This window comes from Mesorhizobium sp. M3A.F.Ca.ET.080.04.2.1 (assembly GCF_003952525.1).
Classification (GTDB): Bacteria; Pseudomonadota; Alphaproteobacteria; order Rhizobiales; family Rhizobiaceae; genus Mesorhizobium.
Window position 1 is genome coordinate 953,435 of the sequence record NZ_CP034451.1, and the last position, 26,240, is coordinate 979,674.

Annotated in this window: 20 protein-coding genes and 1 pseudogene; 9 read left to right on the forward strand and 12 right to left on the reverse strand. The window is 62.8% G+C overall.

The window, feature by feature from the left end:
* Window positions 1-200: 200 nt before the first annotated feature.
* Complete coding sequence (locus EJ074_RS04475) at window positions 201-1,280, forward strand: acyltransferase family protein (protein WP_095809109.1); 1,080 nt, start codon at window positions 201-203, stop codon at window positions 1,278-1,280.
* Window positions 1,281-1,295: 15 nt separating this feature from the next.
* On the opposite strand, the gene EJ074_RS04480 is transcribed toward EJ074_RS04475, so the two are convergent.
* Together EJ074_RS04480 and EJ074_RS04485 are read right to left on the reverse strand one after the other, a co-directional pair.
* Window positions 1,296-1,943, reverse strand: a complete 648-nt coding sequence (locus EJ074_RS04480; protein ID WP_095809110.1) for a PQQ-binding-like beta-propeller repeat protein — start codon at window positions 1,941-1,943, stop codon at window positions 1,296-1,298.
* Window positions 1,944-1,979: 36 nt separating this feature from the next.
* Complete coding sequence (locus EJ074_RS04485; RefSeq protein ID WP_095809111.1) at window positions 1,980-3,200, reverse strand: helix-turn-helix domain-containing protein; 1,221 nt, start codon at window positions 3,198-3,200, stop codon at window positions 1,980-1,982.
* Between the two features lie 113 nt (window positions 3,201-3,313).
* Here EJ074_RS04485 and EJ074_RS04490 point away from each other — a divergent pair, with 113 nt between their 5' ends.
* The 5 genes and pseudogenes from EJ074_RS04490 to EJ074_RS04510 all read left to right on the forward strand — a co-directional run bounded on the left by EJ074_RS04490 (window position 3,314) and on the right by EJ074_RS04510 (window position 7,995).
* On the forward strand, window positions 3,314-4,063 hold the full coding sequence (locus EJ074_RS04490) for a DUF899 domain-containing protein (RefSeq protein WP_095809112.1): 750 nt from the start codon (window positions 3,314-3,316) through the stop codon (window positions 4,061-4,063).
* 149 nt (window positions 4,064-4,212) lie between these two features.
* Window positions 4,213-4,410: pseudogene (locus EJ074_RS04495) on the forward strand (hypothetical protein); the annotation flags it as partial.
* A gap of 182 nt (window positions 4,411-4,592) precedes the next feature.
* On the forward strand, window positions 4,593-5,582 hold the full coding sequence (locus EJ074_RS04500; RefSeq protein WP_095809113.1) for a GlxA family transcriptional regulator: 990 nt from the start codon (window positions 4,593-4,595) through the stop codon (window positions 5,580-5,582).
* Window positions 5,583-5,697: 115 nt separating this feature from the next.
* Window positions 5,698-7,158, forward strand: a complete 1,461-nt coding sequence (locus tag EJ074_RS04505) for a phospholipase D-like domain-containing protein (protein WP_095809114.1) — start codon at window positions 5,698-5,700, stop codon at window positions 7,156-7,158.
* A gap of 36 nt (window positions 7,159-7,194) precedes the next feature.
* A complete protein-coding gene (locus EJ074_RS04510; RefSeq protein ID WP_095809115.1) occupies window positions 7,195-7,995 on the forward strand; it encodes an endonuclease/exonuclease/phosphatase family protein in 801 nt (266 codons plus the stop codon).
* 33 nt (window positions 7,996-8,028) lie between these two features.
* Here EJ074_RS04510 and EJ074_RS04515 read toward each other — a convergent pair whose 3' ends face one another.
* From EJ074_RS04515 to EJ074_RS04550, 8 genes are all read right to left on the reverse strand, one after another.
* Window positions 8,029-9,990 (reverse strand): glycoside hydrolase family 127 protein, encoded by a 1,962-nt coding sequence (locus EJ074_RS04515; RefSeq protein WP_129552797.1) that lies wholly within the window; start codon window positions 9,988-9,990, stop codon window positions 8,029-8,031.
* A gap of 28 nt (window positions 9,991-10,018) precedes the next feature.
* Window positions 10,019-10,876 carry a carbohydrate ABC transporter permease gene (locus EJ074_RS04520; protein WP_095809117.1) on the reverse strand — a complete coding sequence of 286 codons (858 nt, stop codon included), beginning with the start codon at window positions 10,874-10,876 and terminating at the stop codon, window positions 10,019-10,021.
* Complete coding sequence (locus EJ074_RS04525; protein ID WP_095809118.1) at window positions 10,876-11,802, reverse strand: sugar ABC transporter permease; 927 nt, start codon at window positions 11,800-11,802, stop codon at window positions 10,876-10,878. Before EJ074_RS04525 ends, EJ074_RS04520 begins: the two co-directional genes overlap by 1 nt.
* 180 nt (window positions 11,803-11,982) lie before the next feature.
* Window positions 11,983-13,230, reverse strand: a complete 1,248-nt coding sequence (locus EJ074_RS04530; RefSeq protein ID WP_095809120.1) for a sugar ABC transporter substrate-binding protein — start codon at window positions 13,228-13,230, stop codon at window positions 11,983-11,985.
* Between the two features lie 83 nt (window positions 13,231-13,313).
* Window positions 13,314-14,360, reverse strand: coding sequence for a LacI family DNA-binding transcriptional regulator (locus EJ074_RS04535; RefSeq protein WP_095809121.1), 1,047 nt, complete (start codon window positions 14,358-14,360; stop codon window positions 13,314-13,316).
* 210 nt (window positions 14,361-14,570) lie between these two features.
* Window positions 14,571-16,178, reverse strand: coding sequence for a heparin lyase I family protein (locus EJ074_RS04540; protein ID WP_095809122.1), 1,608 nt, complete (start codon window positions 16,176-16,178; stop codon window positions 14,571-14,573).
* Between the two features lie 250 nt (window positions 16,179-16,428).
* Complete coding sequence (locus tag EJ074_RS04545) at window positions 16,429-17,214, reverse strand: hypothetical protein (RefSeq protein WP_095809123.1); 786 nt, start codon at window positions 17,212-17,214, stop codon at window positions 16,429-16,431.
* Between the two features lie 13 nt (window positions 17,215-17,227).
* Window positions 17,228-19,177 carry an adenylate/guanylate cyclase domain-containing protein gene (locus EJ074_RS04550; protein WP_348627018.1) on the reverse strand — a complete coding sequence of 650 codons (1,950 nt, stop codon included), beginning with the start codon at window positions 19,175-19,177 and terminating at the stop codon, window positions 17,228-17,230.
* Between the two features lie 227 nt (window positions 19,178-19,404).
* Between EJ074_RS04550 and EJ074_RS04555 the strand changes: the two genes are divergently transcribed.
* Window positions 19,405-21,051 carry a caspase domain-containing protein gene (locus EJ074_RS04555; RefSeq protein WP_095809125.1) on the forward strand — a complete coding sequence of 549 codons (1,647 nt, stop codon included), beginning with the start codon at window positions 19,405-19,407 and terminating at the stop codon, window positions 21,049-21,051.
* Between the two features lie 74 nt (window positions 21,052-21,125).
* Here EJ074_RS04555 and EJ074_RS04560 read toward each other — a convergent pair whose 3' ends face one another.
* Window positions 21,126-21,755: a class I SAM-dependent methyltransferase gene (locus EJ074_RS04560; RefSeq protein ID WP_245454793.1), complete on the reverse strand. Its 630-nt coding sequence runs from the start codon at window positions 21,753-21,755 to the stop codon at window positions 21,126-21,128.
* Between the two features lie 433 nt (window positions 21,756-22,188).
* On the opposite strand from EJ074_RS04560, the gene EJ074_RS04565 reads away from it, so the two are divergent.
* Complete coding sequence (locus EJ074_RS04565) at window positions 22,189-23,268, forward strand: mechanosensitive ion channel family protein (RefSeq protein ID WP_095809127.1); 1,080 nt, start codon at window positions 22,189-22,191, stop codon at window positions 23,266-23,268.
* Between the two features lie 95 nt (window positions 23,269-23,363).
* Here EJ074_RS04565 and EJ074_RS04570 read toward each other — a convergent pair whose 3' ends face one another.
* Entirely contained in the window at window positions 23,364-24,314 is a 951-nt protein-coding gene (locus tag EJ074_RS04570; RefSeq protein ID WP_165349850.1) for a methyltransferase, read from the reverse strand.
* Between the two features lie 360 nt (window positions 24,315-24,674).
* Here EJ074_RS04570 and EJ074_RS04575 point away from each other — a divergent pair, with 360 nt between their 5' ends.
* Window positions 24,675-26,210 carry an FAD-dependent oxidoreductase gene (locus EJ074_RS04575; RefSeq protein WP_095809129.1) on the forward strand — a complete coding sequence of 512 codons (1,536 nt, stop codon included), beginning with the start codon at window positions 24,675-24,677 and terminating at the stop codon, window positions 26,208-26,210.
* The last annotated feature ends 30 nt before the right edge of the window (window positions 26,211-26,240 follow it).

The following is a 26,240-nucleotide window of genomic DNA, read 5'->3' on the forward strand; positions in this document are numbered from 1 at the left end:
CCCGATCGTCTGTTCCGCAACTATTGCGCAGCCTGCGCCGACTGCACGCAACGGCCGTTCCGCACTTGCCGGAATTCCCCTTCGACAAGCGTCAGATTTCCACCACCAGCAGTGCCATGTTTACGATATCCGAAGCTTCATGCTGCTAGAAATGGGCCTATCCGATAGTATGGCGCAGTGTTTCCTTCTCGAGTTCGTTGATGAACAGTCCGATGCGCATGCCGTGGGTGGACACGGCAAAAGGTCTTTCGATCATCCTGGTGGTGATGATGTATTCGGCCTACAACACCGGTGAATACACCAATGGTGTGGGCTTCCTGCATTATGTCATCGGCTTTGCGACGCCTTTCCGCATGCCGGAATTCTTCCTGATTTCGGGACTGTTCCTGTCGCAGGTGATCGACCGGCCGTGGCGGCGCTATGTCGATCGGCGCGTCGTCCATTACCTCTATTTCTATGTGTTGTGGGCGATCATCTCGATCGGGCTGAAGATCGGCATCTACAGCCGCGATGTCGACGGCATGCTGCACGACCTCGCCATGGCCGTCGTCCAGCCCTATGGCGTGTTGTGGTTCATCTACATGCTGGCGGTGTTCGGCATCGTCATTCGCGTGCTGCGCGAGCTTCGCGTGCCGCACTGGGCCGTCATCCCGACCGCCGCCGCGCTGCAGATGTGGGCACCGCACCCGGATAGCTATGCGCTCGAGCAGTTCGCGGCCTATTTCGTCTTCTTCTATCTCGGCTTCGTGATGGCGCCGCTGGTGTTCCGGCTTGTCGCGCGGACACAGGACCGTCCCGCCCTGACCGTCGCGGGGCTGCTCGCCTGGGCGATCGTCAACGGCCTGCTCGTCTATTCGCCAGGCTATGCCGTCGAGCCGGTCGGCATGCAGATGGGCCTTGCGGCCTGGCCGCCGCTGCACCTCGTGCTCGCCGTCACCGGAGCGCTGGCGCTCTGCGTCGCCGGCGGCTTCCTGTCGAAATTCGCCTCCATGGAATGGCTGCGCTGGCTCGGCGAGCATTCGCTGGTCGTCTATGTCGCCTTCACCATCCCGATGTCGCTGTTCCGGGGTGCTGCCTTGGCAAGCGGCCTGTTGACCGACACCGGCATGCTCAGCCTGGCGGTGCTGCTGGTCTCGATCAGCCCGGTCGTGCTCTATTTGATCGTCAAGTGGACGGGCTTCGGCATGTTCCTGTTCGAGCGGCCGGCCTGGGCGCATATCGACAGGACAATGGCTGCCAAGGCTTCCGGCGCCGCGTTGCCGGCCCGTGAAACGGCCTGAACCGCCCGTTGCGCGCTACTCGGCAGCTTCGTATCCCGGACGGCGCACGGCCCTGACCTTGCCGCTGTTGCCGCCGCCGCAGAAGAAGCAGCCGGCGCCGTCGGACTCCAGCCCGGAGACGCCGGTTCCGGCCGGCATCTCCAGCATCTGCAGCACTTCGCCGGTCTGCGGATCGATGCGGCGGATATCGCTCTCATCGCCTTCCCAGGTGCCGTGCCAGAGCTCGCCGTCGACCCAGGTGACGCCGGTGACGACGCGCTTGGATTCGATGGTGCGGATCACCTTGCCGGTTTCGGGATCGATCTGGTGGATCTTGCGCGCCCGGTACTCGCCGACCCAGAGCGACCCCTCGGCCCAGGTAAGCCCTGAATCGCCGCCATTGCCGGGAGCCGGAATGGTGGCGACGACCTTTCCGGTCGCCGGTTCGATCTTCTGAATGCGGTCCTCGGCAATCTGGTAGAGATGCTTGCCGTCGAAGGCGGTGCCGGCATCGGCGGCGACGTCGATCGAGCGTTGCGTCGCGCCCGTTCCGGGATCGAGCGCATTGAGCTTGTCGCCCGAGGCAAACCACACCTTCTCGCCGTCGAAGGTCACGCCGGCCACCTTGGCAACACCTGGAAAAGGACCGTATTCACGCAGGATCTCGGCAGCCACTCGTTTCATTGTCTTCCTCTTCGATCTGAACGATGTGCCGCTACCCTAGTCGCTCGGCAGCGGACCGGGGAGTAACAAGACAGTCGGGAATCCGGTTATGGGCGGCATCATCCAGCGGCGCGCCCGGCCGCGGCCGACCGCCTGAACCTTGTTGCGCGTCGACAGCTCTTCCAGCGCCCGCTGCACGGTGCGGGCGCTGGCGCCAAGCGCGATCGCCAGCGCCGAACTAGACCAGGACTCGCCGTCGGCCAGGAAAGCGAGCACCGCGCCATGCTCTTCCTCGACCGGGGGCGCCAGCACGACGACCTCGCCGGCGTTCAGCGGCGTCAGCGCAAAGCCGGCAGCAGTCGCGTTGATTTCGGCCAATGCGCCGAGTTCGGCGCGCAGCCGGCCCATCTCGACCCTGAGCCGCGCGCGATGTGATTCATCGGCATCCCTTGCCCGGAAAGCACGCCGGAGCAGCGTTTCGCGCGATGCGTCCGCCGGCCATGCTTCGGCAAGCGTGCGCGCCAGGGCAAACAGCACCGGCCGCGTCGCCAGCGGGACCACCGCGCCGGCCTGCCGCACCACATTGCGGCAGGCATCCACGACCAGCGCGCCCGAGCCCAGCAACGCCTCGACTTCATCGAGCAGCAGCGACTTCTCCCGACCCTTGGAGATCAGCCGCGCCACGCGCGCATTCAGCACCTGCGAGGCGGCTTGGACCTCGGCCTTCAGCGCCGGGATGTTCGCCTCATAGGCGGCGAGCGTGGCCCGTCCGAGCGCAGCGCGCGCCGCTTTCGTCCTCAGACGCCGAACCGCGATGCCTGCGGCCGCGAGTTCGTGCGCCACGCGCGCGACCGGCGGCAGCGGCGCCGGATCGAAGCCGGCCAGCACACGCTCGGCCTCGTCGAGGCGGCCGATCAGGATGAGGCGGCGCGCCTCGAGACTTCCCGCATAGGCAGCGTTTACCCGGTCGCCGTGTGCGGCAAGCGTCCGGCGTGCGGATCCGAGGGCCTTCTCCGGCCAGCCGAGGTCACGCGAGACCAGAGCAATCTCGGCCTCGGCGACGACGCAGCGGGCGCGCGCCACCTGCTCCTTCGGACTGAAGGCGCGCGCCGCGTTCTTCAGCAGCGTCTTTGCCTTGCACAAGTCGCCGAGCTGCGCCATCGCGATACCGCGCAGTGCCAGCGCCGGCGCGTCCTCGCGCAGGGCAACCCGCTTCAAGGCGCCCAGCGGATCGCCCGCGGCAAGCGCACGGCCGGCGGCATTGATCAGGGAGTCCATCTCAGGCTCATCGAGAAAAATCCCGCCACACTTGTAACTCTCACCGTGGGCCCGCCGCGCCCTATGTCTGCCTTCGTCACCTTCAACCAAACCGAAAGAACGGGACAAGAGCAATGACCCAGCAGATGAAGACACCCCCAATCGTTTCGCAGCAAGCCTGGGAAGGCGCACACGAGGAGATGCTGGTGAAGGAGAAAGCCCTCACCCGCGCCCGCGACGCGCTCGCCGCCGAACGCCGCCGCATGCCGTGGATGGCGGTCGAGAAGGACTATGTGTTCGAAGGGCCGAACGGCAAGGCGAGCCTGCTCGATTTGTTCGAGGGCCGCCGCCAGCTCGTCGTCTACCGCGCCTTCTTCGAGCCAGGCGTCTATGGCTGGCCGGAGCATGCCTGCCGCGGCTGCTCGCTCGGCGCCGACATGGTCGGCAACCTTGCCCATCTCAACGCCCGCGACACCACGCTTGCCTATGCCTCGCGCGCGCCGCAGGCCGACATCGCCCGGCTGAAGAAGCGGATGGGCTGGGAGATGCCCTGGTACACCATCACCGACAGCTGGGACAAGGATTTCGGCGTCGACGAGTGGCACGGCCACAACGTCTTCATCCATGACGGCAATCGCATCTTCCGCACCTATTTCGTCAACAATCGCGGCGACGAGGCTTTTGGCACGGTGTGGAGCTATCTCGACGTCACCCCGCTCGGCCGCCAGGAGGTGTGGGAGGATTCGCCCGAGGGCTATCCGCAGACACAGACCTACAAGTGGTGGAACTGGCACGACAACTACGAGGAAGGTGCGGCGCCCGACCAGAGATGGGTCGAGGTCTCGGATGCCGGCGAAGCGGCGTTCCGCAACAAGAGCGCCTGAACGTGAAGCGACACTGGCGGTGCGAGCTGCGCCGCCAGTGCCGATTTCTTGCCAAATGCCTCGAAAGTCCGACGATTTGGAAGATCAAGACGATGAGCGTCGATCACCCTGACCTCGCCCCTCGCCCGGCATGTCGTGGCGGCTTCGGTGCCGCCGACTGGCTTTGCCTCGCGGCAGCGCCCACTTTCGCGATCATGGCGCTGCTGACGGCCGCCTACGATGGTCAGGACATGACGTGCATGTCCGGTCCCGGAGCCTCCATGCTCAGCGGCATGGTACCGATGTATCTCTTGATGGCTGCCTTCCATCTTGCGCCATGGCTGCGGCTGGTCGCCAAGCGGGTGTAGGCGCCGCAATCATCAAAACGCTCGCCCCGGCACGCATTCGGGGCTGCGCGCGTCGTTCATGGACCATCAGCGGCCTGCTGGCGCGCTCATCCTCTCCCGGTGTGAGCGGCGTCGCCAGCAATCCGCCTGGGACAATGCTCTCGGAAAGCGCTACAGTTCGGGCCGGTATCAGAGAGTCAGTCATGAAGTCCGCGAACGGAACTGCCGAAACCACTCGACTGAAGATCGGTTTCGTCCTTGCCCGCTCCTTCACACTTTCAGCCTTCGCGCTGTTCGTCGACACGCTCCGGCTGGCCAGCGACGAGGCGGACAGGTCCGGCAGGATCTTCGCCGATTGGCAGGTCCTGGCGAGCACCCGGCACCTGATCACCTCGAGCTGCGGCGTGCAGGTCGCGCCGACGTCGGATCTGGTGGACCCCAAGCTGTTCGACTATGTCGTGGTGGTGGGGGGACTCTTGAACAACGAGTTTCCGGTCGACGACGAGACGGTCCGCTATCTGAAGAAAGCGGCCGCAAGCAAGGTTCCGCTGATCGGTGTCTGTACCGGAACCTTCATCCTGGCAGACGCCGGCCTGATGAAGTACCACCGGACCTGCGTCAGCTGGCTGCATTACCAGGCGTTTCGCCAGCGTTTCCCGGATCACGAGGTCAGGGCGGACCGCATCTTCAACCTCGACCGCACGAGGGGATCGTGCGCCGGCGGCAGCAGCGCGGCCGACATGGCGGCGTCGATCGTCAGGCGCCACATCAGTGAACGCGCCGAGCGGAATGCCCTCGAAGTGCTGCAGATCGACAAGGCGCGCTCGGCCTTGCACATCCAGCCGCGCCGGCCGCTGGCGATCGAATGCAACGATCCGCGCCTCCAGGCGGCGCTGATCTCGATGGAGAGCCATCTCGAAAACACGCTGTCGATTTCCCAGATCGCGGCATCGGTCGGATTATCGCGGCGGCAGCTGGAGCGCCTGTTCATGGAGCAGGCAAAGAGCTCGCCTGCCGTCATCTACAAGAGAGTGCGTCTCGAGCGGGCAAAGCAACTGCTGCTCGAAACCAGCGTCCCGATGGTCGAGATCGCCATCGAGGTCGGCTTCGAGAACGCCTCGCACTTCTCCAGAGCCTTTCGCGAGACATTCGGCGTGCCGCCGAGCAAAGTCAGGTCGGCCGTTCCAAATTGACCAGGTGCCCGGCCGGCCTGCAGCGCGATCGTATGCGGATAGAGGGTGGGCGATACACGAGACTGCTTGATCGGACGCATTGCCTTCCGTTTCCGCTCGCTCAATAGTCGAAGCGATGTTCGAGGCGATTGCGAGTCACTGGTCCCAGCTCATCCTGATCCTCTCGCTGGGGATGGCGGCGGTCGGCATCGTCCATGCCATCATGACGAAGGAAGACGTGCGCGCGGCCACCGGCTGGGTGGGCGTGATGCTCCTGTCTCCGTTCCTCGGAGCGATCATCTACGCCATCGCCGGCATCAACCGCATCCGCCGCGCGACGATCAGCGCCATGCGTCCGTCGGTCGGCGGGACGAGCGGGCCCGAGCATGACCGCGACGTGGCGCTGGAAAGGCTGGTCGGCGCGCAATATGGCCAGCGCTTCGCCGGGCTGAAGATATTGGGAGACAGGGTCGCGCGGCGTCCGCTGACCTCGGGCAACACGATCGCCGTGCTCGAAACCGGCGACGAAGCTTACATGGCGATGTGCCGGGCGATCGACGGGGCGCAAAGAAGCGTCCTTCTCGAGACCTACATCTTCGACAATGACGCGGTCGGGCAGATGTTCGTGCAATCGCTGGCCGCCGCAGTCAAACGCGGCGTCACCGTGCGCGTGCTGATCGATGCCGTCGGCGTGCGCTATTCCGTGCCCAGCATCTTCAAACAGCTGCACGAGGCCAACGTCACGACCGACCTCTTCAACGGCAACCTGCTGATGGGGCTGAGGCTCCCCTATGCCAATCTCAGGACCCACAGGAAGATCCTGGTCGTCGACGGCATGGTGGCGTTCACGGGAGGCATGAACATCCGCAAGGGGTTCTCGGCCGAATTCGCCGGCTCCGACAGCTCCAGGGACACGCATTTCGAGGTGACCGGGCCGATCGTAGGAGAGCTGTTCGCGGTCGCCGCGGAGGACTGGCGCTTCGCCGGCAACGAGGCCCTGACGGGAGAAATCTGGCAGGTCGAAAGAGCTTCGCCGCCGCCTGGCCAACCGATGCTTGTGCGGGCGGTGGCGACCGGCCCGGATGCTTCGAACGAAACCAACCACAAACTGATGATGGGGGCGTTCTCGGTCGCGCGCAAATCGATCCGCATCATGTCGCCCTATTTCCTGCCGGATCGCGAGCTGATCAGCGCGCTGACGACGGCCGGCCGACGTGGCGTCGAGATCGACATCGTCGTGCCGGCGGTGAACAACCTCTTCCTGGTCGACCACGCCATGACGGCCCAGTTCGACCAGGTGCTGAAGCACTATTGCCGGGTCTGGCGCCACGAAGGCCCGTTCGACCATTCGAAATTGATGGCGATCGACGGCGTCTGGGCCTATGTCGGCTCGTCCAATCTAGATGCCCGCTCGCTGAGGCTGAATTTCGAGATCGACATGGAGGTGTTGGATGCCAATTTTGCTGCCGCCATCGACGCCCGCATCGGCGCGGCGATGGCTTCGGCGCAACCGGTGACACTGCAGACATTAAGGGCCCGGCCGTTCATCATCCGCGTCTTCGACCGGTTGCTGTGGCTGGGATCGCCCTATCTTTAGCAGGGCCTACGTTCAGGGAAGACGAGCAGCAGACCCATGAAGAAGAACGGACGCAGCCTCCCGGAGACAGTGCTGTTGACGATCCGCCGCAGAAAGGCGCGGAAGGCGATTTCGACGCCGCGCCAGCGGATAGACGACGCCGGGATGGTGGTCGCTTCCTACAACGTCCACAAATGCATCGGCACCGACCGGCAATTCGATCCCGAACGGACAGCCCGCGTCATCCGCGAGATCAGCCCCGACGTGATCGCGCTGCAGGAGGCCGACAGCCGCTTCGGCGACCGGACCGGGCTGCTCGACCTCAACCGGCTGGAAATGGAAACCGGGCTGGTGCCGGTGCCGGTCACGGGAAACGGCAAGGCGCATGGCTGGCGCGGCAATGTGCTTCTGTTCAAGCGCGGCACCGTGCGCGACGTCCATCAGATCAAGCTGCCGGGCCTGGAGCCGCGCGGGGCGCTGGTTGCCGAGATCGATCTCGACGAGAACCGGTCGCTGCGCGTGATCGCGGCGCATCTCGGCCTGCTGCGCCGCTCGCGCTCGGAACAGGCGCGCGTAGTGCTCGACATCATGAGCAGCGCGGATGAAAGGCCGACGCTGCTGCTCGGCGACCTCAACGAGTGGCGGCTCGGCAACCGCTCGGCGCTCAACACGCTGCACTCGACTTTCGACCCCACGCCGCCGGCGGTGCCCACCTTTCCGTCAGGCCTGCCGGTGCTGGCGCTGGACCGGATCATGGGCAACCGGAACGGCATGGTTTCGGCAGTGGAAGCACACGACACGCCGCTGTCGCGCGTGGCCTCCGATCATTTGCCACTGACGGCCTTCGTGCATCTCTAGCATTGGCTGGTCGTCAGCACAGAGTGGGCGCCGTCAGCCCTCACCTTCCCTCAACCAGACCAGCATCTCGCCGGGATCACGATTGTCCCAGGCGAAATAGGGGACCGCCTTGAGCTGCATCTCCTGCGTCACCGGCGGCTCGGGGCGGTAGAGATCCCTGCCCCAGTTCTCCGCCTCGGCCCGCTCGCCGACCACCGAGAGGGTGACGATGCCGCCAAGCAGGTTCGGCTCCTTGTGCGCCTCGAGCACGGCCGTGCGCGGCAGGGCGATGCGATTCAGCCCGCTGCCATTGTCGGTCTCCTCGACGCAATAGATTAGCGGCCCGCGCGCGAGCGCCACGCGGCCGATGTCCTGGCGCACATGCGGGTTGGCGAAGAGGCGCGCCATCGACATTTCGAGGTCGAGCTCGACGCGGTCGCCCTGGCGCCACTCGCGCCGGATCGCGGCGTAGCCCTCGACCGTTGCCGTCTCGAGATCGACCATCTTGCCGTTCACCCGCAGTGCGGCCCTGCGACACCAGGCGGGTATGCGCAGGTGAAGCGTGAACGCCACCGGCGCCTCGGCCTCGACCGCGATCGCGACCGCGCCGTCCCAGGGATAGTTGCTGGTCTGGACGAGGCTGACCGGCCGGCCGGCGATCTCGAAACGGGCGGTCGAGTCGCCGTAGAGATGGACGGCCAGCGCATCGTCGGCGAGGCCGTAGAAATAGCTGCCGATCGAAGCCACCATGCGACCGATATTGGGCGGACAGCACGGGCAGCGGTGCCATTTCCAGCGATGGTGGCCGCCCCGGCTCTCCAGCGGATTCTCGTAGAAGAACAGCGAGCCGTCGAGCGAGAGGCCCGAGATCGAGCCGTTGTAGAGCGACCGCTCCATCATGTCGGCATAGCGGGCGTTGGGACCCATGCCGAGCATGCGGCTGGCCCAGAACACCAGGCCGACCGAGGCGCAAGTCTCGGCATAGGCGGTGTCGTTGGGCAGGTCGTAGTCGTTGGTGAAGCCCTCATTGTCGGCCGATGGACCGAGGCCGCCAGTCACGTAGAGGCTCTTCGTCGTGAGATCGTCCCAAAGCCGCTCGAGCGCCACCTTGAGTGTGTCGTCGCCATATTCGGTCGCGATGTCGGCCATGCCGGAATAGAGATACATCGCCCGCACGGCGTGGCCGACGACCTTGTCCTGCTCGCGCACCGGCTTGTGCGACTGGTTGTATTCGTAGGTCTTGAAGTGGAAATCCTTGGGATCGGCGCCGCGCGCCACCGCCTCCTCGTCGAAATAATGCGGCTGCTGGCCGCGCTGGTCGATGAAGTATTTCGCCAGCTCCATGTATTTCCGGTTGCCGGTGACGCGAGCGAGCCTGACCAGCGCCAGCTCGATCTCCTCATGGCCGCAATAGCCCTTTCTCTTGCCCGGCTCTGGACCGAAGGTGTCGGCGATGTGGTCGGCATAGCGGCTCATGATGTCGAGCAGCTTGCGTTTTCCCGTCGCCTGGTAATAGGCGACCGCGCCCTCGATCAGATGGCCGGCGCAATAGAGCTCGTGGCAGTCGCGCAGGTTGGTCCAGCGCAGGCCGGGCTGGATGCGCTGGTACCAGCTGGAGAGATAGCCGTCCGCCTGCTGCAGCTTGCCATACATGTCGATGACGGCGTCGATCTTCGCTTCCAGATCGGGATTGCGGCGCCGGTAGAGCGAATAGGCGGCAGTCTCGATGGTCTTGCCCCAGTCGGAATCCCAGAACATCTGCGTGGTGACGGTGCGCGAGGTGAAGCCGTCGCTGACATGGAAGGGGATGACGACGCCCGGCGACGGCCGGTCGGGATCGATCTGCTCCAGCATGCGCGCCTCGACGCAGCGGTCGTAGAGGATGCCGGCGGTCTTGGCGGCAACCGCGTCGACGCGGTCGCCCCAGAAGCCGCGGACATCGACCTGCGGCACCGGCAGCGGCCGGAAGGCGAGCTTCGGCTTGGCAGGTGCGGCGGCGGTTTGCGATGCGGTCATGAATGTCACTCCATTCGAATGCGGCGGATTATTTGACGGCCCCGGCCATGAGGCCGCGGATGTAGAAGCGCTGCAGCGCCAGGAACAGGATCAGGCAGGGCACCATCATCACGGTGACGCCGGCCTGCACGGCGCCCCAGTCGATGGCGCCGAAGCGGCCGGACTGCAGTGCGGTCATCATCACCGGCAGCGTGAATTTGGACTGGTCGGTCATCAGCACGAGCGCGGCCAGGAACTCGTTCCAGGCGCCGAGGAAGGCAAACAGCGCGATGGTGACGACGCCCGGCCAGACCAGCGGCAGCATCACCTTGACCAGCATGGTGACGTTGTTGGCGCCGTCCATGCGCGCGGCCTCCTCGATCTCGCGGGGCACCGCGTCGAAGGCGTTGCGCATCATGAAGATCGAGAACGGCAGCTGCAGCGTGACGTAGACGCAGACCAGGCCGGTCAGCGTGTTGTGCAGGCCGAGCCTGGTCAGCACCAGGAAGATCGGCGTCAGGATCGACTGGAACGGAATCATGATCGTCGACAGGATGAGGACGAAGAAGAAGTCCCGGAAGGGGAAGCGGAAGCGCGAGAAGCCGTAGCCGGCAAGCACGCTGACCAGCACCGAGAGCAGCACCGTCATCACGGACACGTAGATGCTGTTCTGCGCCGAGGCCCAGAGCCCGTCGCCGAAGCTGTTCAGCGTCTGGTAATTCTCGATCGAGAAGCCGGTCGTCGGCCAGGGCGGCAGCGGCGGCTGGCGCGCCTCCTGCGCCGGCTTGAAGGTCGACAGCACCGTCCACACGATCGGCGCCAGGAACAGCACCGAGGCGATGATGCCGGTGGAATGCCTGCCGAAGCTGAAGGCCGCCTTGCGGCTGCGGGACATCGCCTCGGCCATCAGTCGAGCCCCTCGGGCTTGCGCAGCAGCCAGAGCTGGATGAGGCTGAGCGCCACCAGGATCAAGAGCAGCACCATGGACAGTGCCGCGCCGTAGCCAAGCTTGAACGAGACGAAGGACTGGTTGAAGATCCAGTAGACGGCCGTCAGCGTCTGGTTGCGCGGGCCGCCGCGCAGGATGATGTAGAACTGGTCGAAGGCGAGGATCGAGCCGGCGACCGACAGGATCAGCGCCAGCGCCAGCGTGCGGCGCATCAGCGGCAAGGTGATGGCCCTGAACCTGGCAAAGGGGCCGGCGCCATCGATGACGGCGGCTTCTTGCAAATCCTGCGGGATCGACTGCAGGCCGGTCATCAGGATGATCATGGTGAAGCCGGCGACCTTCCAGACCACCATGGCGATGATCGACCAGAAGGCCGGCTGGAAGGTGGCGAGCAGATTGACCTTCTTCTCGGTCAGGCCGAGATCGAGGGCCGCCGGGCTGAACAGGCCGGAATCGACGTTGAGCAGCCAGGACCAGAGCAGGCTGGCCGAGGCGAAGCCCACCACCGCCGGCATGAAGAAGGCGGTGCGGTAGAGATTGGTGAGCGGACGCGGCCGCTCGATGAAGATTGCGAGCGGAAAGGCGACGGCGAAGATCGCGATGGTGACGATCACCGTATAGTAGAAGGTGAATTTGAGCGCGTTCCAGAAGCGGTTGTCGCGCAGGATGGCGACGTAATTGTCGAAGCCGATAAAGGCATGCTCGCCCATCAGCGGCCAGTTGTTGAGCGACATCCAGGCGGTCATGCCGAGCGGGATGACGAAGAAGACGGTGACTAGGGCGACGGCAGGCAGGACATAGAGCAAGCCCACCCATTGCCGGCGGCTGACGCCAACCAGTTTGCGGGCGCGGGCGGAAGAGGCTGTTGCTGCGATGGACGTCATGAATGCTTCTTCCGATAGGGCGCGGCGTCCCCCTCCTCCTTGAGGCGAGGGTCCGGCCGAAGGCCGGGGGTGGGGTCCTCTATGACGTGCGCCGACGGGGAGAGAGCGTCGGCGTACTTCGCGGGCGACCCCACCCGGACCTGCGGTCCGACCTCCCCCGAGGGGGAGGTTTGCCGCACTTTACTTCTGCGGCGCCTGGTCGATGATCGACTGCATGGTCTCCTGGGCATTGGCGATGGCGCCGTCGACATCGTCGCCGAAGAACACCTCGTTGATCATCTGCGTCCACGGCCCGTTGGCGGAGTTGATCAGGTCGTTGAAGACCACCGAATAGGGAGTCTTGCCCTTGGCCATCGCCTCGGCCGCCACCTGGTAGCGCGGATCGAGATCCTTCAGCGCTTCCTTGGCGATGTCGCCGCGCACCGGCAGGCTACCATATTTCGCCAGGATGGTCTGGCCCTCCAGCGAATAAGCGAAGTCCAGAAACTCCTTCACCACCTCGATCTTCTTGGTGCCCTTGGTGACGACGAAATTGTCGCCGCCGGCGAAGGACGACCAGCCGCCATCCTTGCCCGGCAGGAAGGTGATGCCGTAGTCGATGTCGGGATACTGGGTGTTGAGCGCGCCGATGGCGAAGGCGCCGGAGGGCGAGAGACCGATCTTGCCGGTCGCGAACGCGGCAAAGAAATCGTGGCCGACATCTGTCTCCGCGCCTGCAGGCACCAGGCCCTTCTTGACCATCGAGCGGTAGAGGTCGATGGCGCCGCGCAGTTGCGGGCTGTCGAGCGTGGCCTTGGAGCCGTCCTCGGACAGGATGTCGCCGCCCGAGGCCCAGATCAGCGGCGTGAAGGTGAAGATGTTGCAGCCGCCGCAATTGCCGGAGAAGTAGAAGCCCTTGATGTCGCCGCCGAGCGCGTTGACCTTCTCGGCGTCGGCCTCGATCTCGGCCCAGTTGGTCGGGCCCTTCTCAGGATCGAGCCCGGCCTGCTTGAACAGCTTCTTGTTCCAGATCAGCACCGAGGAATCGGCCGAGAACGGCAGCCCATAGATGCGGCCCTTATAGGTGCCGGTCTTCACATGCGCCGGCGACAGGCTGGAAAAATAGGGCAAGGACTTGGCCCAATCGGTGATGTCCTCGAGCTGGCCGGCGGCGGCGAAGGACGGCGTGTAGATCAGGTCGAGCGAGAGCGCGTCGGGGGCGGTTCCGCCGGCGGCCGCCGCGCCATATTTCGGGATGATCTCGGCATTGGGAATGATGTCGAGCTTGATCTGGTCCTTGTGCGCCTTGTTGAAGGCGTCGACGATGCGCGGCATGAAGTTCGAGCCGTCGGCGCGCACCCAGATGTTGGCGGTTTCGGCCGACGCCGCCTGCAGGCCGCAGCCGATCACCGCCGCGGCGATCGCCAGCTTCGCGATCATGCTGTTCATGGTATTCCTCCTCATGGTTCTCCTCCCTGTTCGGCCATGCTGCCCGCGGGTTCGGGCAGAGCTCGGCCATTTGCTTCGTTGCCTCAGCCGCCCGCTGGGCGGCCGCATGACTGACGCACCACCAGCCGGCACGGCAGTTTCCTGATGCCCGGCGCGGCCGGCTGGCCGTCGACGAGCGAAAGCAGGGCAAGCCCGGCCTCGCGGCCCAGTGCTGCCAGATTCATATCGACCGAGGTGAGCGGCGGCCGCGTCGCCTCGGCCACGATCTCCCAATTGTCGAAGCCGATGATGCCGACATCGTCGGGCACACGGATGCCGCGCTCGCGTAGCGCATCGATGACGCCGCGGGCGATCTGGTCGTTGCCGCAGAAGATTGCGTCCGGCTTCTCGCCCCTGCCCGCGAACAGCTTTGCCACCGCCTCGTGGCCCCAGGCCTCCGACCAGGCACCGAGCAGCGGCTCGCCGACGACCAGATTGTTCTCCTGAAGCACGTCCCGGTAAGCCTGGGCGCGCACGGGCACCACCGCGAAGCTCTCCGGGCCGCTGACATGGGCGATGCGGCGCCGTCCGAGCCGCACAAAGTGCTCGACGGCCAGCCGCGCGCCGCCGGCATCGTCGGAGACGAGGCCGATCGCGCCGGGATCGGGCTGGGTGAAGGCGTAGACGACCGGAACGCGCAGATGGGAAAGGTCGACCGGCAGATGGCGGTCCACGCGTTTTCCCGTGGCGATGATGCCGTCGACGCGCTTGTCGAGCATGGCCTCGACATGCAACTGGCCGAGCCGCTGGTCGTCCTCGACATTGCACAGGAAGACCGACACGCCATTGTCGACCAGCGCATCCGAAACGCCGGCCATCAGCGGCAGGGAGAAGCGGCCATAGGTATCGTTGGTGAGCAGGCCGACGGTGAAGGAGCGGCGCCGCAGCAGGCTCTGCGCCAGGCTGTTCGGGCGAAAGCCCAGACGCCGCGCCGTCTCGCGGATGCGCTCGCGCGTCTCGACCGTCATGCGCCCCTGCCCGTTCAGCGCCTTGGACGCCGTGGCGACGCTGACACCGGCGGCAGCCGCCACCTCGCGCAGGGTGACCGGCGGCTTGGCAAAGACAGGCGCTTGCTCGGCGTCGGACGACATTTTTCGAGGCGCATCCCAAGTTGGAAAAAGGTTTTCTCTTATCGCCCTGCGCGAAGACGACGGGTGAGGTCAGCTAGCGTGGAGCGGTTTGGGAAAAGGTTTTCTCAAAAGAGAGATTAGGGGAAAGTGGCGGGGTTGGCAAGGGGGATGGCGGCTCAGGGAAGAGCCTTCGGAATGATCTTGTCCTGCGATGCGGAGTTTCTGTGAAGGCTACTGTCCTGCGACCTTCAGTTCGCCGGTGGCAACCTTGCCGACAAAACTGCGCATCACGTCGAACGTCAGTAGGTTCACGCTGCCATCTGCAACCATGCCTACCGCCACGTCCGAAAAATGATCGGCGACAAAGCGCGCAACCGCAGCTTCCTTCTTTGGTAGCGCCGCGATCAGGCATGAAGCGTTGCCGACGATCCATGTGTCCCCGGACTTGGCAAACCTGAAGGCGACGTGGTCGGTGCCGTCGGGATATTTTATAGTGCCCAGGGCGCAAGAAGCGACCTTGCGGGCTGATTTCGTAGGAGCGTTCAGGAACATCTCAAGTGTACCGATGTCCCCAGGGACAGCGGAATGAACTACGACAGCCAGGGAGAAATTCGGCGTTCCGCCGGATTTGTCGATCTTGATGTCTAGATCCGTGACATAGGTCGAGTCGTTGCCTCCCATTTGCGCCTGCCCCTCATACGCATGTACCTTGAACACGGGCATCAGTAGACCGGACGGTGACGCAACATCCTTCGGCACGTTCGAGACGGACCCCACTTCCAGTGGCGGCTCGATGAATCTTCCCTTGGGCAAAGCAGCGGTTGCAGGGTCCGAGTAGAGCGCGAGGAAGGACCTCACAGTCGCGACGCTTAAATCCCGAGGTGCGGCGCCCGCCGGCAACGTGCGGCAACTCAGCGCCATTTCGCGGGTGCGCTCGTTGGGACGCCCGTCCGGCTTGCCGACATCACAGCCCAAAGCATTGAGAGTCACCTGCAGCGATTTGAGCGCGAGGGCGTCGCCTTGAGTATAGAGACCGTCGCGAGTTTCAGCCCGGCTCACCGCCGCGAAGTACAGCGACGCGCCTCTGACCCGAGCGACCGATTGGGTGCAACAAAGGTAGATGCCGAACTTCGCGTAATTTGTGCGCTCGAATCCGGGAGTGAAGGTAGGTCCACGCCACTCCGTGACAAGTTTACCATCGAGGTATACCTTAACCTGGCCGGAGCTGTCCTTCGCCCATTTGATGAACAGTTCGAAGCGGCTCCACTTTCCAATGAGATTCTTGAAATCAGTTACTTTTAGGCGCGGACCTGGCGTGCAGCTGTAATTTCCGAGCGCGCTACTGAATGCAATGTAGAGGGAGTCGTCTTTTCCAGCGAAATTTGCGAGTGACACGTGCTGGCATTGTTTGTTGTGAAAATAGAATAATTGCATGTAACCGTCAGCTTGTTTTACGCCATACGGGAAGTCCTCTGGCAAGTAGAGAGCGAATCCATACCAACTCTGTTTCGGTTGCCCATTGCCGTTTTTTTTGGTCGCAAAGACGTTTTCACGAATTTGCGACCGTACCGACTGCTCATCGCAGTCGTTGGCTGGAGCATGCGGCTCATACCGGCGTGGATTGCAATAACCTGAGGGAATCCGAAATGAATACACCTTGGGGGTCGGTGCCTCGCCGGTCGGGTCTTCGATGATCGCAACGGAGTTGGGAGCACTCAACTCATCAATTACGAAAGGATCGAAACCGGTTTCTTCGGCGGCCTCCACCGGGCCCCTGGCACAAAACAAAACCGCAGCCACAAGCAAGGCTGCAATAACGTTGAAACGCGGGTGGAGCATCGCACCCTCCTCTGGATTTTCCAGCGCGTCCGGACTTCATCATTCAACTAGATATCGGCCGATGATGCCTGTCTCTCGCCTGATACTGTGCTCTTGCGCGGAATTCGACAAGCTCGGACCAGTGGATCGACAGACCATCAGCACTCAATGCCTTGCTTGCGTGATGCCCGGCGATGCGAGTCTGAGAACGGCACCGCTGTACCGTCGGCCAGCCGCTCCGTCATTCGCGGCGCGGCTCCTACCTGATCATCTAGCGTTGTTTCGTCACAAGTTGACGCACAAAGGCCAACGCTTGCCGTTTGCAACCGCTGCTCACCATCCATCCAAGAACTTCCAGCGGATTTTCGAGAACAGCGTTCTCCGGAAACATCTTAATTTCGATCAACGCCGATGTCTTGTTGGTCTCGACGACAATCGATTTTACCTCGGCCGGAATTGGATCCGGAAGAGAGAAAGTGAGCCTGTCGGCGTTCCAGACCAAGCCGTTCAATGGCTCTCCATGTCCGACGCGAACCGACAACACCGCGCTGTCGCCGACCGCCTGGCGCGTCAAAACCACCTCGCCATTGCGGATGCAGCCAGGAGCAGATTCTTCGATGGAAATCGCCCAGGGATCGTCAAGTCCCCTCGGTTGGGAATGGTTGGGGATGGCGCGTGCGCTACCGATGGACTCGCTTCTTTTGCGCTCATTCGTCAAAAGGCCGGCTATCAGGGCCAGGCTTGAAGGTCCTGCCTGCCCGTCGGCGGCCCGCTCTGAACCGTCAGGCACCAACCGGTCCTCGGTGACCACGAAGGCTCCAGGACCGGAAATGGGGTTCACGCTGCCGTCCTCGCCGAGCAAGGTGACGACTGTACCGGCTGGCACATTGATGACGTCACTTGGCATGAAGAGCTTGCCTGGCGGCAGTTCATCCACGGCCGGCTCAGCTGACAGGACCACATATTGACTGCCTGCCACCGCGCGTTGCGCCGTCACAACAACGGCCGCGGCGAGGGCCAGAAAGGCGAACTGCGAGATCGCACGCCTGAGGCTCATGGCAAGGATGGCCCTATTTGTCGGCGAGATGAATGTCTGCTTGAAAGCGTCCGCTTGCAAGACGACTGTGGTGAAAGGCTATCAATGCATCTTCGGGATAGCTTTTGACCAGCAGCTCAAATGCCCCTGTCGCGAGCTTATCGTCGGTGGCGAGCAGGGCGTATGCCTTTGCATAAGCCTCGCACAGCATCGTGTTCTCTGGCGTGGGGCTCATTGCCTCGAAAGCCTCGATACCTTGGCTCTTGCCCTTTAGGTGCAGAACTCCCGCAGGGCGCAACAAAAAGCGTGTCGCTTGTTTCGCCACTTCCGCGCTTATGCAATTTTTCGTGCCGATGTACTTGTTTGCGCCCTCCAGCCGGGCTGCGGTGTTTACCGTGTCTCCAATAGCTGTGTAGTTGAAGAACCGATTTCCCCCGAAGTTGCCGACGATTGCCGGCCCGCCGTGAATACCTATGCGGGTGGCGCCGAATGAATGGCCTCGTCCTGCGGATCTTTCTCGCAGCCGCTGAGCCAGGTCCTGCACAGCCAGTGCCAGGGACACTGCCCGCTCCGCCTGGTCATTTTGCGCCGCTGGAGCTCCGAAGAAGCCGACCACCGCATCTCCGATGACCTTGTCGATGGTTGCACCATGCTCGATGAACAACTCGCAGAGCCCGTCCAGATATTCATTCAATAGGTCTGCCAGCACCTCTGGCGCAAGTTTTTCGCTGAGTGACGTAAATCCCTCGACATCCGTGAATACACAGGTGATCTCACGCCGTTCGCCACCGAGATGCAGGGCAGCGGGCTGCTCGACGACCGCTGCAACGACCGCCGGACTGACATATTTCGAGAACGCGTCTTGAATGAAGTGGCGAGCTTTCGCGTCCCGTCTCCAAGCCAGGAAGCCAACGAATGCCGACAGACCGAGCACAAGCAATGCAGGTGCGACCATCGGAAACAGGATTGCGAACTTCGCGAAGACCCAGGCTTGGCCGATCCACACCAGCAGCACCGCTCCGGCGACCGCGATTGGTTTGAAGACCACCGGATTCGGCCGCGAAACGATCCACAAGCAGAACAGCCCGACAAGAAGCATTGGCGCGTACCCCGCTGCAGCCCGGGGGATCGTTATTCTGTTCCCGGACAACATTCCGGCCAACGCGTGGGCGTGGATTGCGACGCCAGGGAGAACACCGATCTTTGCGCCGCTCAACAACGCAAACGGTGTCGGATGATGGTCTATTTGCTGCAGGTCCATGCCGATAAGAACATATTTCCCCTTGAACCAGCTGAGTGGCGCCAGCCTGACGGCCTGTGCCGGATAGGTTGGAAAGTTGAAGGGCAAGCTGTTCGCGGTGCGGTAGTAGACCATTTCCTCCGGCCAGCGGCCGCGACCAATGCCGGTCGCTGCCGCGATCGCAGCAGCAAAGCTTGGCGTCCAACCTCCTTCCGTTTCCCGACCTGAAAAAGCTCCACGAACCACGCCGTCGAGATTGTCATGCGATAATGCGGCAAGGCCCCGCTTTGCCGACGGAGCGAACGCGTCGAGATAGTCGGACTGCCTCCGGGTGAGACCATCAATGCGCGACGCCGAGGCGATCACCACAGGCACACTGGCGTTTTCAATGACCGTTTCGAGCCGGGCGTCCTTTTGCGGCTCTGTCGCCTGGTCGAATAACAGGTCGATACCGATGACAAGAGGGTGGGCCGACTCGATCCGGGCCACGATGTCGGCCAAGAAGCCGCGGTCCAGTGGTGAGCGATATGGAAAATTCGCCAGGGTCTGTTCTGTTATCGAGACCACAACGATGTTGGATGGGGGCTGGGTGAACGGCGAGATCGACACCGTCATCACGTCGCGCACTATATTCTCCAACGGCGGTGACACGAGAGCAGTCGAGACGCCCAGCAGAACCAGATAGGCGAATGATGCGGCGATGCCACCTCGGTGCAGGCTGACGACTCGGCCAAGTGTTCGCACGCCCAATAGACCCCAAGCCAGTGGAAGCGTTGCTCGCCGCCAGCATACCCGTTCGGGTGTATCAAGCAAATTGTCGCCCGTTAGTATGGAAATCCCGGCCCGCGCCGAAACGGCAGTCGCCAAGAACCATCTCCGGGATCGCAGGCCGTTCGTCCGCAGCCCGGGGGCATAGCTCTTTTCGACTGTATTAGCCTCTGCTACAATTCCTCGGGGGAGCCGTTTCTGCCATGCGCAGCGCTTTCATTCTCTTGGCTTTATTGTTTGTCGCTGTTTCGGGTCAGGCAGCAGCCGAGAAACGCGTGGCGCTGGTTATTGGCAATTCGGCCTATCAGCATACCGTCCAACTCGCCAACCCGAAGAACGATTCGTCCGACATGAATGCCAAGCTTGAAACCCTTGGCTTCGAGGTCGTCAGCGGCCAGGACCTCGATCTCGCGGGAATGCGTCGCACGGTGCGTGAGTTCTTGGAAAAGCTCGACGGTGCCGATATGGCGCTGTTTTTCTATGCCGGGCACGGCCTGCAGGTGAATGGCAGCAATTACATGGTGCCGGTCGATGCCGAGTTGTCCGGCTACAATGACCTCGATTTCGAGACACTTCCGATGGACCTCGTGCTTTCAGCGATGGAGCGCAGCACCAAGGTCAACCTCATCTTCCTGGACGCCTGCCGGGACAATCCGTTCGCCGAGAAGCTTTCCCGCTCGATGGGGACGCGCTCCGGTTCCGTGAGTCGGGGGCTAGCCAGGCTCGGCAGCGGAGTCGGCTCGCTCATAGCGTTCGCAACGCAACCGGGTAATGTCGCTGTCGACGGAGCAGGACGGAATTCACCATTCACCACTGCGCTGGTTGCTCACCTCGGCACGCCGGGGCAGGACATCATGCGGGACCTCGTCGAGGTGCGCCGCGATGTCCTGGCTGCGACGCAGGGCAAGCAAGTGCCGTGGGAGAACTCTTCGCTCACCGGCGAGGTTGTGTTGAGGCCCCTCGCAACGGAACCGAAGGTAGCTACCGTCACTCCACAGTCGACGTCGCCGGACAATGCAGTCGAACTTGCATATTGGGCGACTATCAAGGACTCGACTGACAAGAGCTTTTTCGAGGCGTATTTGCAGCAGTTTCCGGGCGGCGCTTTTGCACCGCTTGCGAGGTTGAAGATCGACGCGATCGACAAGCGCATCGAAATGGAACGGCAGGTGGCGCACCTGCCGGAGACGGAGCGCGCCGCTAAGGCAACCGACGACGCCAAGGGGACAGAAGTCGCAAGCCTTGAGCACTCCGAGCCGCTGGCGCAGCCATCGGCAGCTGCCACAGACCCCAGCAGACTTGCGCGCGCCACGCAAACGGAACTCTTCCGCATAGGATGCCTTGAAGGCCAGGCTGACGGAAAATGGGGGGCTGGCAGCCGCAAAGCGCTTCGGGACTATGCTGATCGGCAAGGGGTCAAGCTTGCATCGTTGGAACCGACAGCGGAACTTCTGGCACGACTAAGGGCAGTCAGAGCTCGCATCTGCCGGCTTACTTGTGAAGACGGAACGAGGGTGCAGGACGATCATTGTGTGCCTCAGACGAGCGGGCTAAGCGCCTTTAATGGCACTTGGAAATTGGTCAGACGAGCCATAACGGACTGTGGCGATTGGCGAGAACTCTCAACATCGGTCGTCATAAGTGACGGTAAGATATCGTCTAGCAGCGGCTTTACTGGAAGTATTTCCAGCAGCGGCGCTGTCAATATAAGACACACCTTTGTTTATAAGGGAAGAACAGGCGGGAACACCCTGACTGGCGTCATAAAGGGTGACAACGGAACCGGCAAATTTAAAGGGACCGGCGTTGGCACCGGGTGTTCAGGAAAAATTATCATGGAGAGAATGTAGAACCGCGGAGTCCTCCGTCGTCCGCACCTATGTTGAAAGGCCTTTGCCGTCGGCCAGCAGTGACAGAATCTCCGCTATAGCCTCCTGAAAAACCCGGACAGAATGTTCGGGCCCACCTCACCGCGTCGCAGCCTGATGCCGTCCTCGAATGAGTTCAGCGTCACGCAGTCGAAGCCGTTGTGGGCGAGCAGTGCCACCAGCGACTCGCGATCGAAGTGGTGCAGGTGCTCGTTGGGAAGACGCATGCGCCAGGTTTTGAACCAGGCGTCGCCGTCGGCGCCGAGCTCGCGCCAGCGGCAATAGGGGACGGCGACGGCAAGGTTCCGGGTCTGAAGCCGGCCGAGGAAACTTAGATCCGGGATGTGCTCGAGCACGTCGAACATGGCGACGAGATCCCACGAGCTGGCCAGCGCTTCATTCCAATCGACGAAGCGGACACCCTTGGGCAGCGGAAACTCGGCGATGTCGCAGCCGGCGCAATCGGCGACCCCGGTTATCTTCGCGGCTTCGATGAATGTGCCTGTGCCATATCCAATCTCCAGCACCGAGCGCGGAATCTCGCCGGTTACCCCCAGCACCCAGCCAAGCCGCTGATAGCCGAGCTTGATGGTCCGGTCGCTCAGGTCCTCGTAATAGGAGATATATTGCTTGTCGTACTTGATCGGCGTGAAGTCGATCTGGTGGATCACGCCAAACCGGTCCACCTCGTAGTTGTCCAACATTGGCCCGCTGCCCTCCAGATTGCGAAATCCTTACATGGCGGAGCTGAACGCAGCGTAACCGGCCGGACCGGCGCGCCGCTAGCATCGAGCAAGCTCACTCGCTGGCGAAGAGCATCCCGCGCCGCGCATTCTTCATGAACACACTCGCTCTCCAGCCATCATGCAAATTGCATATGGCGCTCCCCCTCTCCGTCTCGGCTTCGCCGAGCCACCGTTCCGGGGCGAACCAGGCTGCGACGTCAGCGATTGGCGTTGGTCGCCCCCATGAAAGGCATGAAAGGGGGAGAAGTGGCCGCGTAGTGGTCGGAGAGGGGTGGGGTGGCCTGCCATATACGATTGCCCTCATCCAGCCGCGCAGCGGGCCGGCACGAAGGAACGAGATGGCGCTGCTGGGGGTTGATGGCGAGGTGAACCCATGGAACCGCGCGACAAAGAACAGGAGAACCTTTCCCGGCTCGAACGGGCCGCACAGCAGACTGCCGATCCGAAAACCATTCAGCGGAAGGCGAAGAAGCCCGACGAAAAATTCCGCTTCAGCCTGCGCAAGCAAGACCTCTGGTGGACGGCTGGTTTCGCTGCCGGCGCCCTGCTGCTCTTTGCCCTCCAACTCCTCATCAATTGGCACCTGGACTGGTTTGACCCGCCTCTGCGCGTTCGCGTGCTGAATTACGTCTGGGGCGGCCTTGTCATCTTCGGCATGCTGACCGTGGCGAATGTCGTCGAGGTGTTTCTCATCGGCCGCATTCCCAATCGCGTCTCGCGTTTCAACCTGAAGCGCATCTTTCGACTGATCGTCGTCGTCGCTATCGTCTTCGTCGCCATTTCGGTTCTGTTCGTGAACTGGTACGCGGCCGTCGTTTCGCTCGGCCTGATTTCGCTGATCCTCGGCTTCGCGCTGCAGATGCCGATCTCCAGTTTCATCGCCTGGATCTATATCCTGGCCAGGGCGCCTTATCGCGTCGGCGACCGCATCCGCATCGGCGATGCCCATGGCGATGTCATCGATGTCAGCTATCTCGACACGACGTTATGGGAATTCGGCGGCGAGCATCTTTGGACCGATCATCCGAGCGGGCGGGTCATCAAATTCCCGAACTCCACCGTGTTTGACACGCCGGTCTTCAACTATTCCTGGCCGCTGTTTCCCTATGTCTGGAACGAAATCAAGTTTCAGCTCGCCTATGAGAGCGACCTGGAATTCGTGGCTGCAACCATGAGAGAGGTCGTCGACGAGCAGATCGGCGACATCATGAGCCAGAAGGTGAAGGTCTATAAGCACATCCTGTCGAAAACGCCGGTGGACGAGCTCGAAGTGAAGGAGCATCCGGTGGTTCATTTTCGCGTCAGTGAGAACACCTGGCTCGAGGCCATCGTGCGCTACCTCGTGCCGCCGAAGGAGGCCGGGCGGACCAAAACCCGGCTGATCAAGGAAATGCTGGCGCGGATGAATGCAAAACCCGATCGCGTGCTGTTTCCGAAGAGCAATCTGAGGTGATCTTCCTTCCTGACGTCACACCGGCAACGAGGCAACGCTGGAGGCAGAAGCTAGCTCGCACATATGCGTCATGGAGTTGCGGAAGGCACGCAAGGTCAGGCGAGGCCAGTCTCCAAGATGCCGAATGGAGAGCGGGTGGGGATAATTTTCGGTTCCCTCAGGCCACTTTCGCGGAACAGGCGGCTGAACTCTTCGGGCGTACGCTCCCTGGCTCCCGGAAACAGCGTCATCATATGCATGTCGCTGAGGAAATTCATCGGCAGGCTGCATCCCGCCGTGGTTTCGAGAAGGCGTTCAATCACGAGCAACCGCGCTTCCGGCTTCATCGCTGCACGGCAATTCGCCAGCAGTCTGAGACAACTCTCGTCGTTCCAGTCGTGGAGGATCTGGGCCAGGGTGTAGATATCTCCGCCCTTGGGTACGCTTGCGAAGAAATCGATGGCCATGACTTCGCAGCGGCCAGCCTGATGCCCAAGAGCCTTGCTGGCTGCAGCCACCACTCCCGCCTGGTCGGCGAGAATGCCTCGCACGTCGGTGTGGGCATCCAAGATGGCGCGCAACAGGCCGCCATTGCCGCCGCCGATGTCGACGACGACGCCGGCACCGGAGAAATCGTAGGCTGCCGCCACCGCAGCATGTCGATCATCGGGGCTGTGCTGCATGAATTCGTCGAAAACCGCGCTCTGCTCGGGATTGGCTTTGAGATACTCGAAATTCGGCATGCCGAACGTGGCCTCGAAGGCAGGCCCGCCGGTCATGATCGCATGATGGAAATTGCCCCATGCGGCCCAGGTGCTCGGCAGCCCCCAGTAGAGCGCTGCGTAGTGGAGGGTCGGCGATGCGTCGCTTCTCAGGCAGGCCGATTTCTGTGTCTGGCTCACCATGCCCGCGTCGTCGACGGCAAAGATCCCGAAGGCCGCGAGAGCCCGGCACAGACGCAGCAACATCTCGGGCCGGGCGCCGCTGTCCGCCGCCAGGTCGGAAACGGTTCGGCCCGAATCCCCGACCCGATCGGCCAGGCGCAGCTTTGCCGCGACAAACACCATCTGCGAGACCTGGAAGCCCCTCATTTGGAGCGCAACTTCCGCAAATGGCTCAGCGACCATCTCAACCCCCGATCGATCCTTGAGCATAGCCGGTTTGACCCGACCCGTCATTACCGACGGAGGACCAGGACCTGATCCGCGGTGCGGTCAGAGCCACAAAATTTTTCGCCTGGTTGGAAACCGATCAGACGAAATCTCATCAAACCATGGCGACGCCTGCCGTCAGATGGTGGGCGATGCCGACAACGCCTCGAACTCACCAACCGGAGCGGCCAAGCGATCATGTGATTGCCCAAAACGTCGCCCGGGTTCAGTCTGTCGAGCGCAGGTTCTGACATCAATGGCGCAAGGGAGAAGAAGATGGCTCACGACCATTCCAAATCGAGCGGACCGGATTTGGCCCAGGGCATTGCGCTATCGGATCTTCCCGACGGCGGAAAGCTTGTCGGTCACTGTGGCGACGAACAGGTGCTGTTGGTGCGCCGCGGGGCAGAGATCTTCGCAGTCGGAGCGACGTGCACGCATTACGGCGGGCCGCTGGTCGACGGCCTTCTCGTGGAGGATACCGTGCGGTGCCCGTGGCATCACGCATGCTTCGATTTGCGCACGGGCGAAGCTTTGCGCGCGCCTGCCTTCAATCGACTGGCCTGCTGGTCGGTAGAGCAGCGTGGCGAGCGGATAGTCGTCGGCGAGAAGCGCAAACGGGCGGCTGAAAAGCCTGCCGGCGCAGGCGCTGGCCAGTCGGCCGGCAAGATCGTCGTCGTCGGCGGCGGCGCGGCTGGTTTCGCAGCCGCCGAAAGACTGCGTCGCGAAGGCCATCGGGACAGCATCGTCATGCTCAGCGAGGACGAGGCGCCGCCGGTCGATCGTCCCAACCTCTCCAAGGACTACCTCGCCGGCAAAGCGCCGTCGGAGTGGATTCCGCTGCGTGGGGCAGGCTTCTACGCAAAGAACGACATCGATCTGCGTCTGAAAACCAACGCCGCCGACATCGATGTCCGCTCCCACCAGGTCGTGCTCGCAAACGGAGACCGGATTGCCTACGACCGGCTGCTGCTTGCAATGGGAGCCGAACCGGTCCGCCTCACCATCCCCGGCGCAGATCAGCCACACGTGCACACACTGCGTTCGTTAGCAGACTGCGGCGCAATCATCGAGCGAGCCAAGACTGCTCGCAGCGCCATCGTGCTGGGCGCCAGTTTCATCGGCCTGGAAGTTGCCGCGTCCTTGCGCGCGCGGGACATCGAAGTTCACGTCGTCGCGCCCGAAGAACGCCCGATGGAGCGGGTCCTCGGGCCGCAAATGGGCGACTTCATCCGCAACCTCCACGAGCGGAATGGCGTCGTGTTTCATCTCAAGGAGACCGCGAGCGCGATCGACGGCCGGACCATACAACTGAGCAGTGGTCTTGCGCTGAGCGCGGATTTCGTTGTCGCCGGCATCGGCGTGCGGCCGCGGCTCGGATTGGCCGAAAAGGCCGGTCTCAGCCTCGACCGCGGGATCGTGGTGGACGCCTTTCTGGAAACGAGCGCGCCCGGCATCTTCGCGGCCGGCGACATTGCGCGGTGGCCCGATCCCCACAGTGGCGAAAACATCAGGGTCGAGCACTGGGTGGTCGCAGAAAGGCAAGGGCAGACCGCAGCGCTGAACATGCTCGGGCATCGGGAGAAGTACACCGCAGTCCCGTTCTTCTGGAGCCAGCATTATGACGTGCCGATCAACTACGTCGGACATGCGGAGCGATGGGACGAGATAGCGGTCGAAGGCGACATTGCCGCCAAGGATTGCCTGCTGCGGTTCAAGCGCGAGGGACGCACGCTGGCAGTCGCCTCGATTTTCCGCGACATCGAAAGCCTGAAGGCCGAAATGGAGATGGAGCGGCAGACGGCAAGCTGAAACGGCGGATGTCGGAACTGGTTGCAGCAC

Coding starts and splice junctions, on each gene's coding strand:
- EJ074_RS04505 (WP_095809114.1), top strand. CDS start 5,698: ATGTTCGAGGCGATTGCGAGTCACTGGTCCCAGCTCATCCTGATCCTC.
- EJ074_RS04545 (WP_095809123.1), bottom strand. CDS start 17,214: ATGAGCCTCAGGCGTGCGATCTCGCAGTTCGCCTTTCTGGCCCTCGCC.
- EJ074_RS04480 (WP_095809110.1), bottom strand. CDS start 1,943: ATGAAACGAGTGGCTGCCGAGATCCTGCGTGAATACGGTCCTTTTCCA.
- EJ074_RS04475 (WP_095809109.1), top strand. CDS start 201: ATGAACAGTCCGATGCGCATGCCGTGGGTGGACACGGCAAAAGGTCTT.
- EJ074_RS04540 (WP_095809122.1), bottom strand. CDS start 16,178: ATGCTCCACCCGCGTTTCAACGTTATTGCAGCCTTGCTTGTGGCTGCG.
- EJ074_RS04525 (WP_095809118.1), bottom strand. CDS start 11,802: ATGACGTCCATCGCAGCAACAGCCTCTTCCGCCCGCGCCCGCAAACTG.
- EJ074_RS04510 (WP_095809115.1), top strand. CDS start 7,195: ATGAAGAAGAACGGACGCAGCCTCCCGGAGACAGTGCTGTTGACGATC.
- EJ074_RS04485 (WP_095809111.1), bottom strand. CDS start 3,200: ATGGACTCCCTGATCAATGCCGCCGGCCGTGCGCTTGCCGCGGGCGAT.
- EJ074_RS04500 (WP_095809113.1), top strand. CDS start 4,593: ATGAAGTCCGCGAACGGAACTGCCGAAACCACTCGACTGAAGATCGGT.
- EJ074_RS04530 (WP_095809120.1), bottom strand. CDS start 13,230: ATGAACAGCATGATCGCGAAGCTGGCGATCGCCGCGGCGGTGATCGGC.
- EJ074_RS04575 (WP_095809129.1), top strand. CDS start 24,675: ATGGCTCACGACCATTCCAAATCGAGCGGACCGGATTTGGCCCAGGGC.
- EJ074_RS04490 (WP_095809112.1), top strand. CDS start 3,314: ATGACCCAGCAGATGAAGACACCCCCAATCGTTTCGCAGCAAGCCTGG.
- EJ074_RS04520 (WP_095809117.1), bottom strand. CDS start 10,876: ATGGCCGAGGCGATGTCCCGCAGCCGCAAGGCGGCCTTCAGCTTCGGC.
- EJ074_RS04570 (WP_165349850.1), bottom strand. CDS start 24,314: ATGGTGTTTGTCGCGGCAAAGCTGCGCCTGGCCGATCGGGTCGGGGAT.
- EJ074_RS04565 (WP_095809127.1), top strand. CDS start 22,189: ATGGAACCGCGCGACAAAGAACAGGAGAACCTTTCCCGGCTCGAACGG.
- EJ074_RS04515 (WP_129552797.1), bottom strand. CDS start 9,990: ATGACCGCATCGCAAACCGCCGCCGCACCTGCCAAGCCGAAGCTCGCC.
- EJ074_RS04535 (WP_095809121.1), bottom strand. CDS start 14,360: ATGTCGTCCGACGCCGAGCAAGCGCCTGTCTTTGCCAAGCCGCCGGTC.
- EJ074_RS04555 (WP_095809125.1), top strand. CDS start 19,405: ATGCGCAGCGCTTTCATTCTCTTGGCTTTATTGTTTGTCGCTGTTTCG.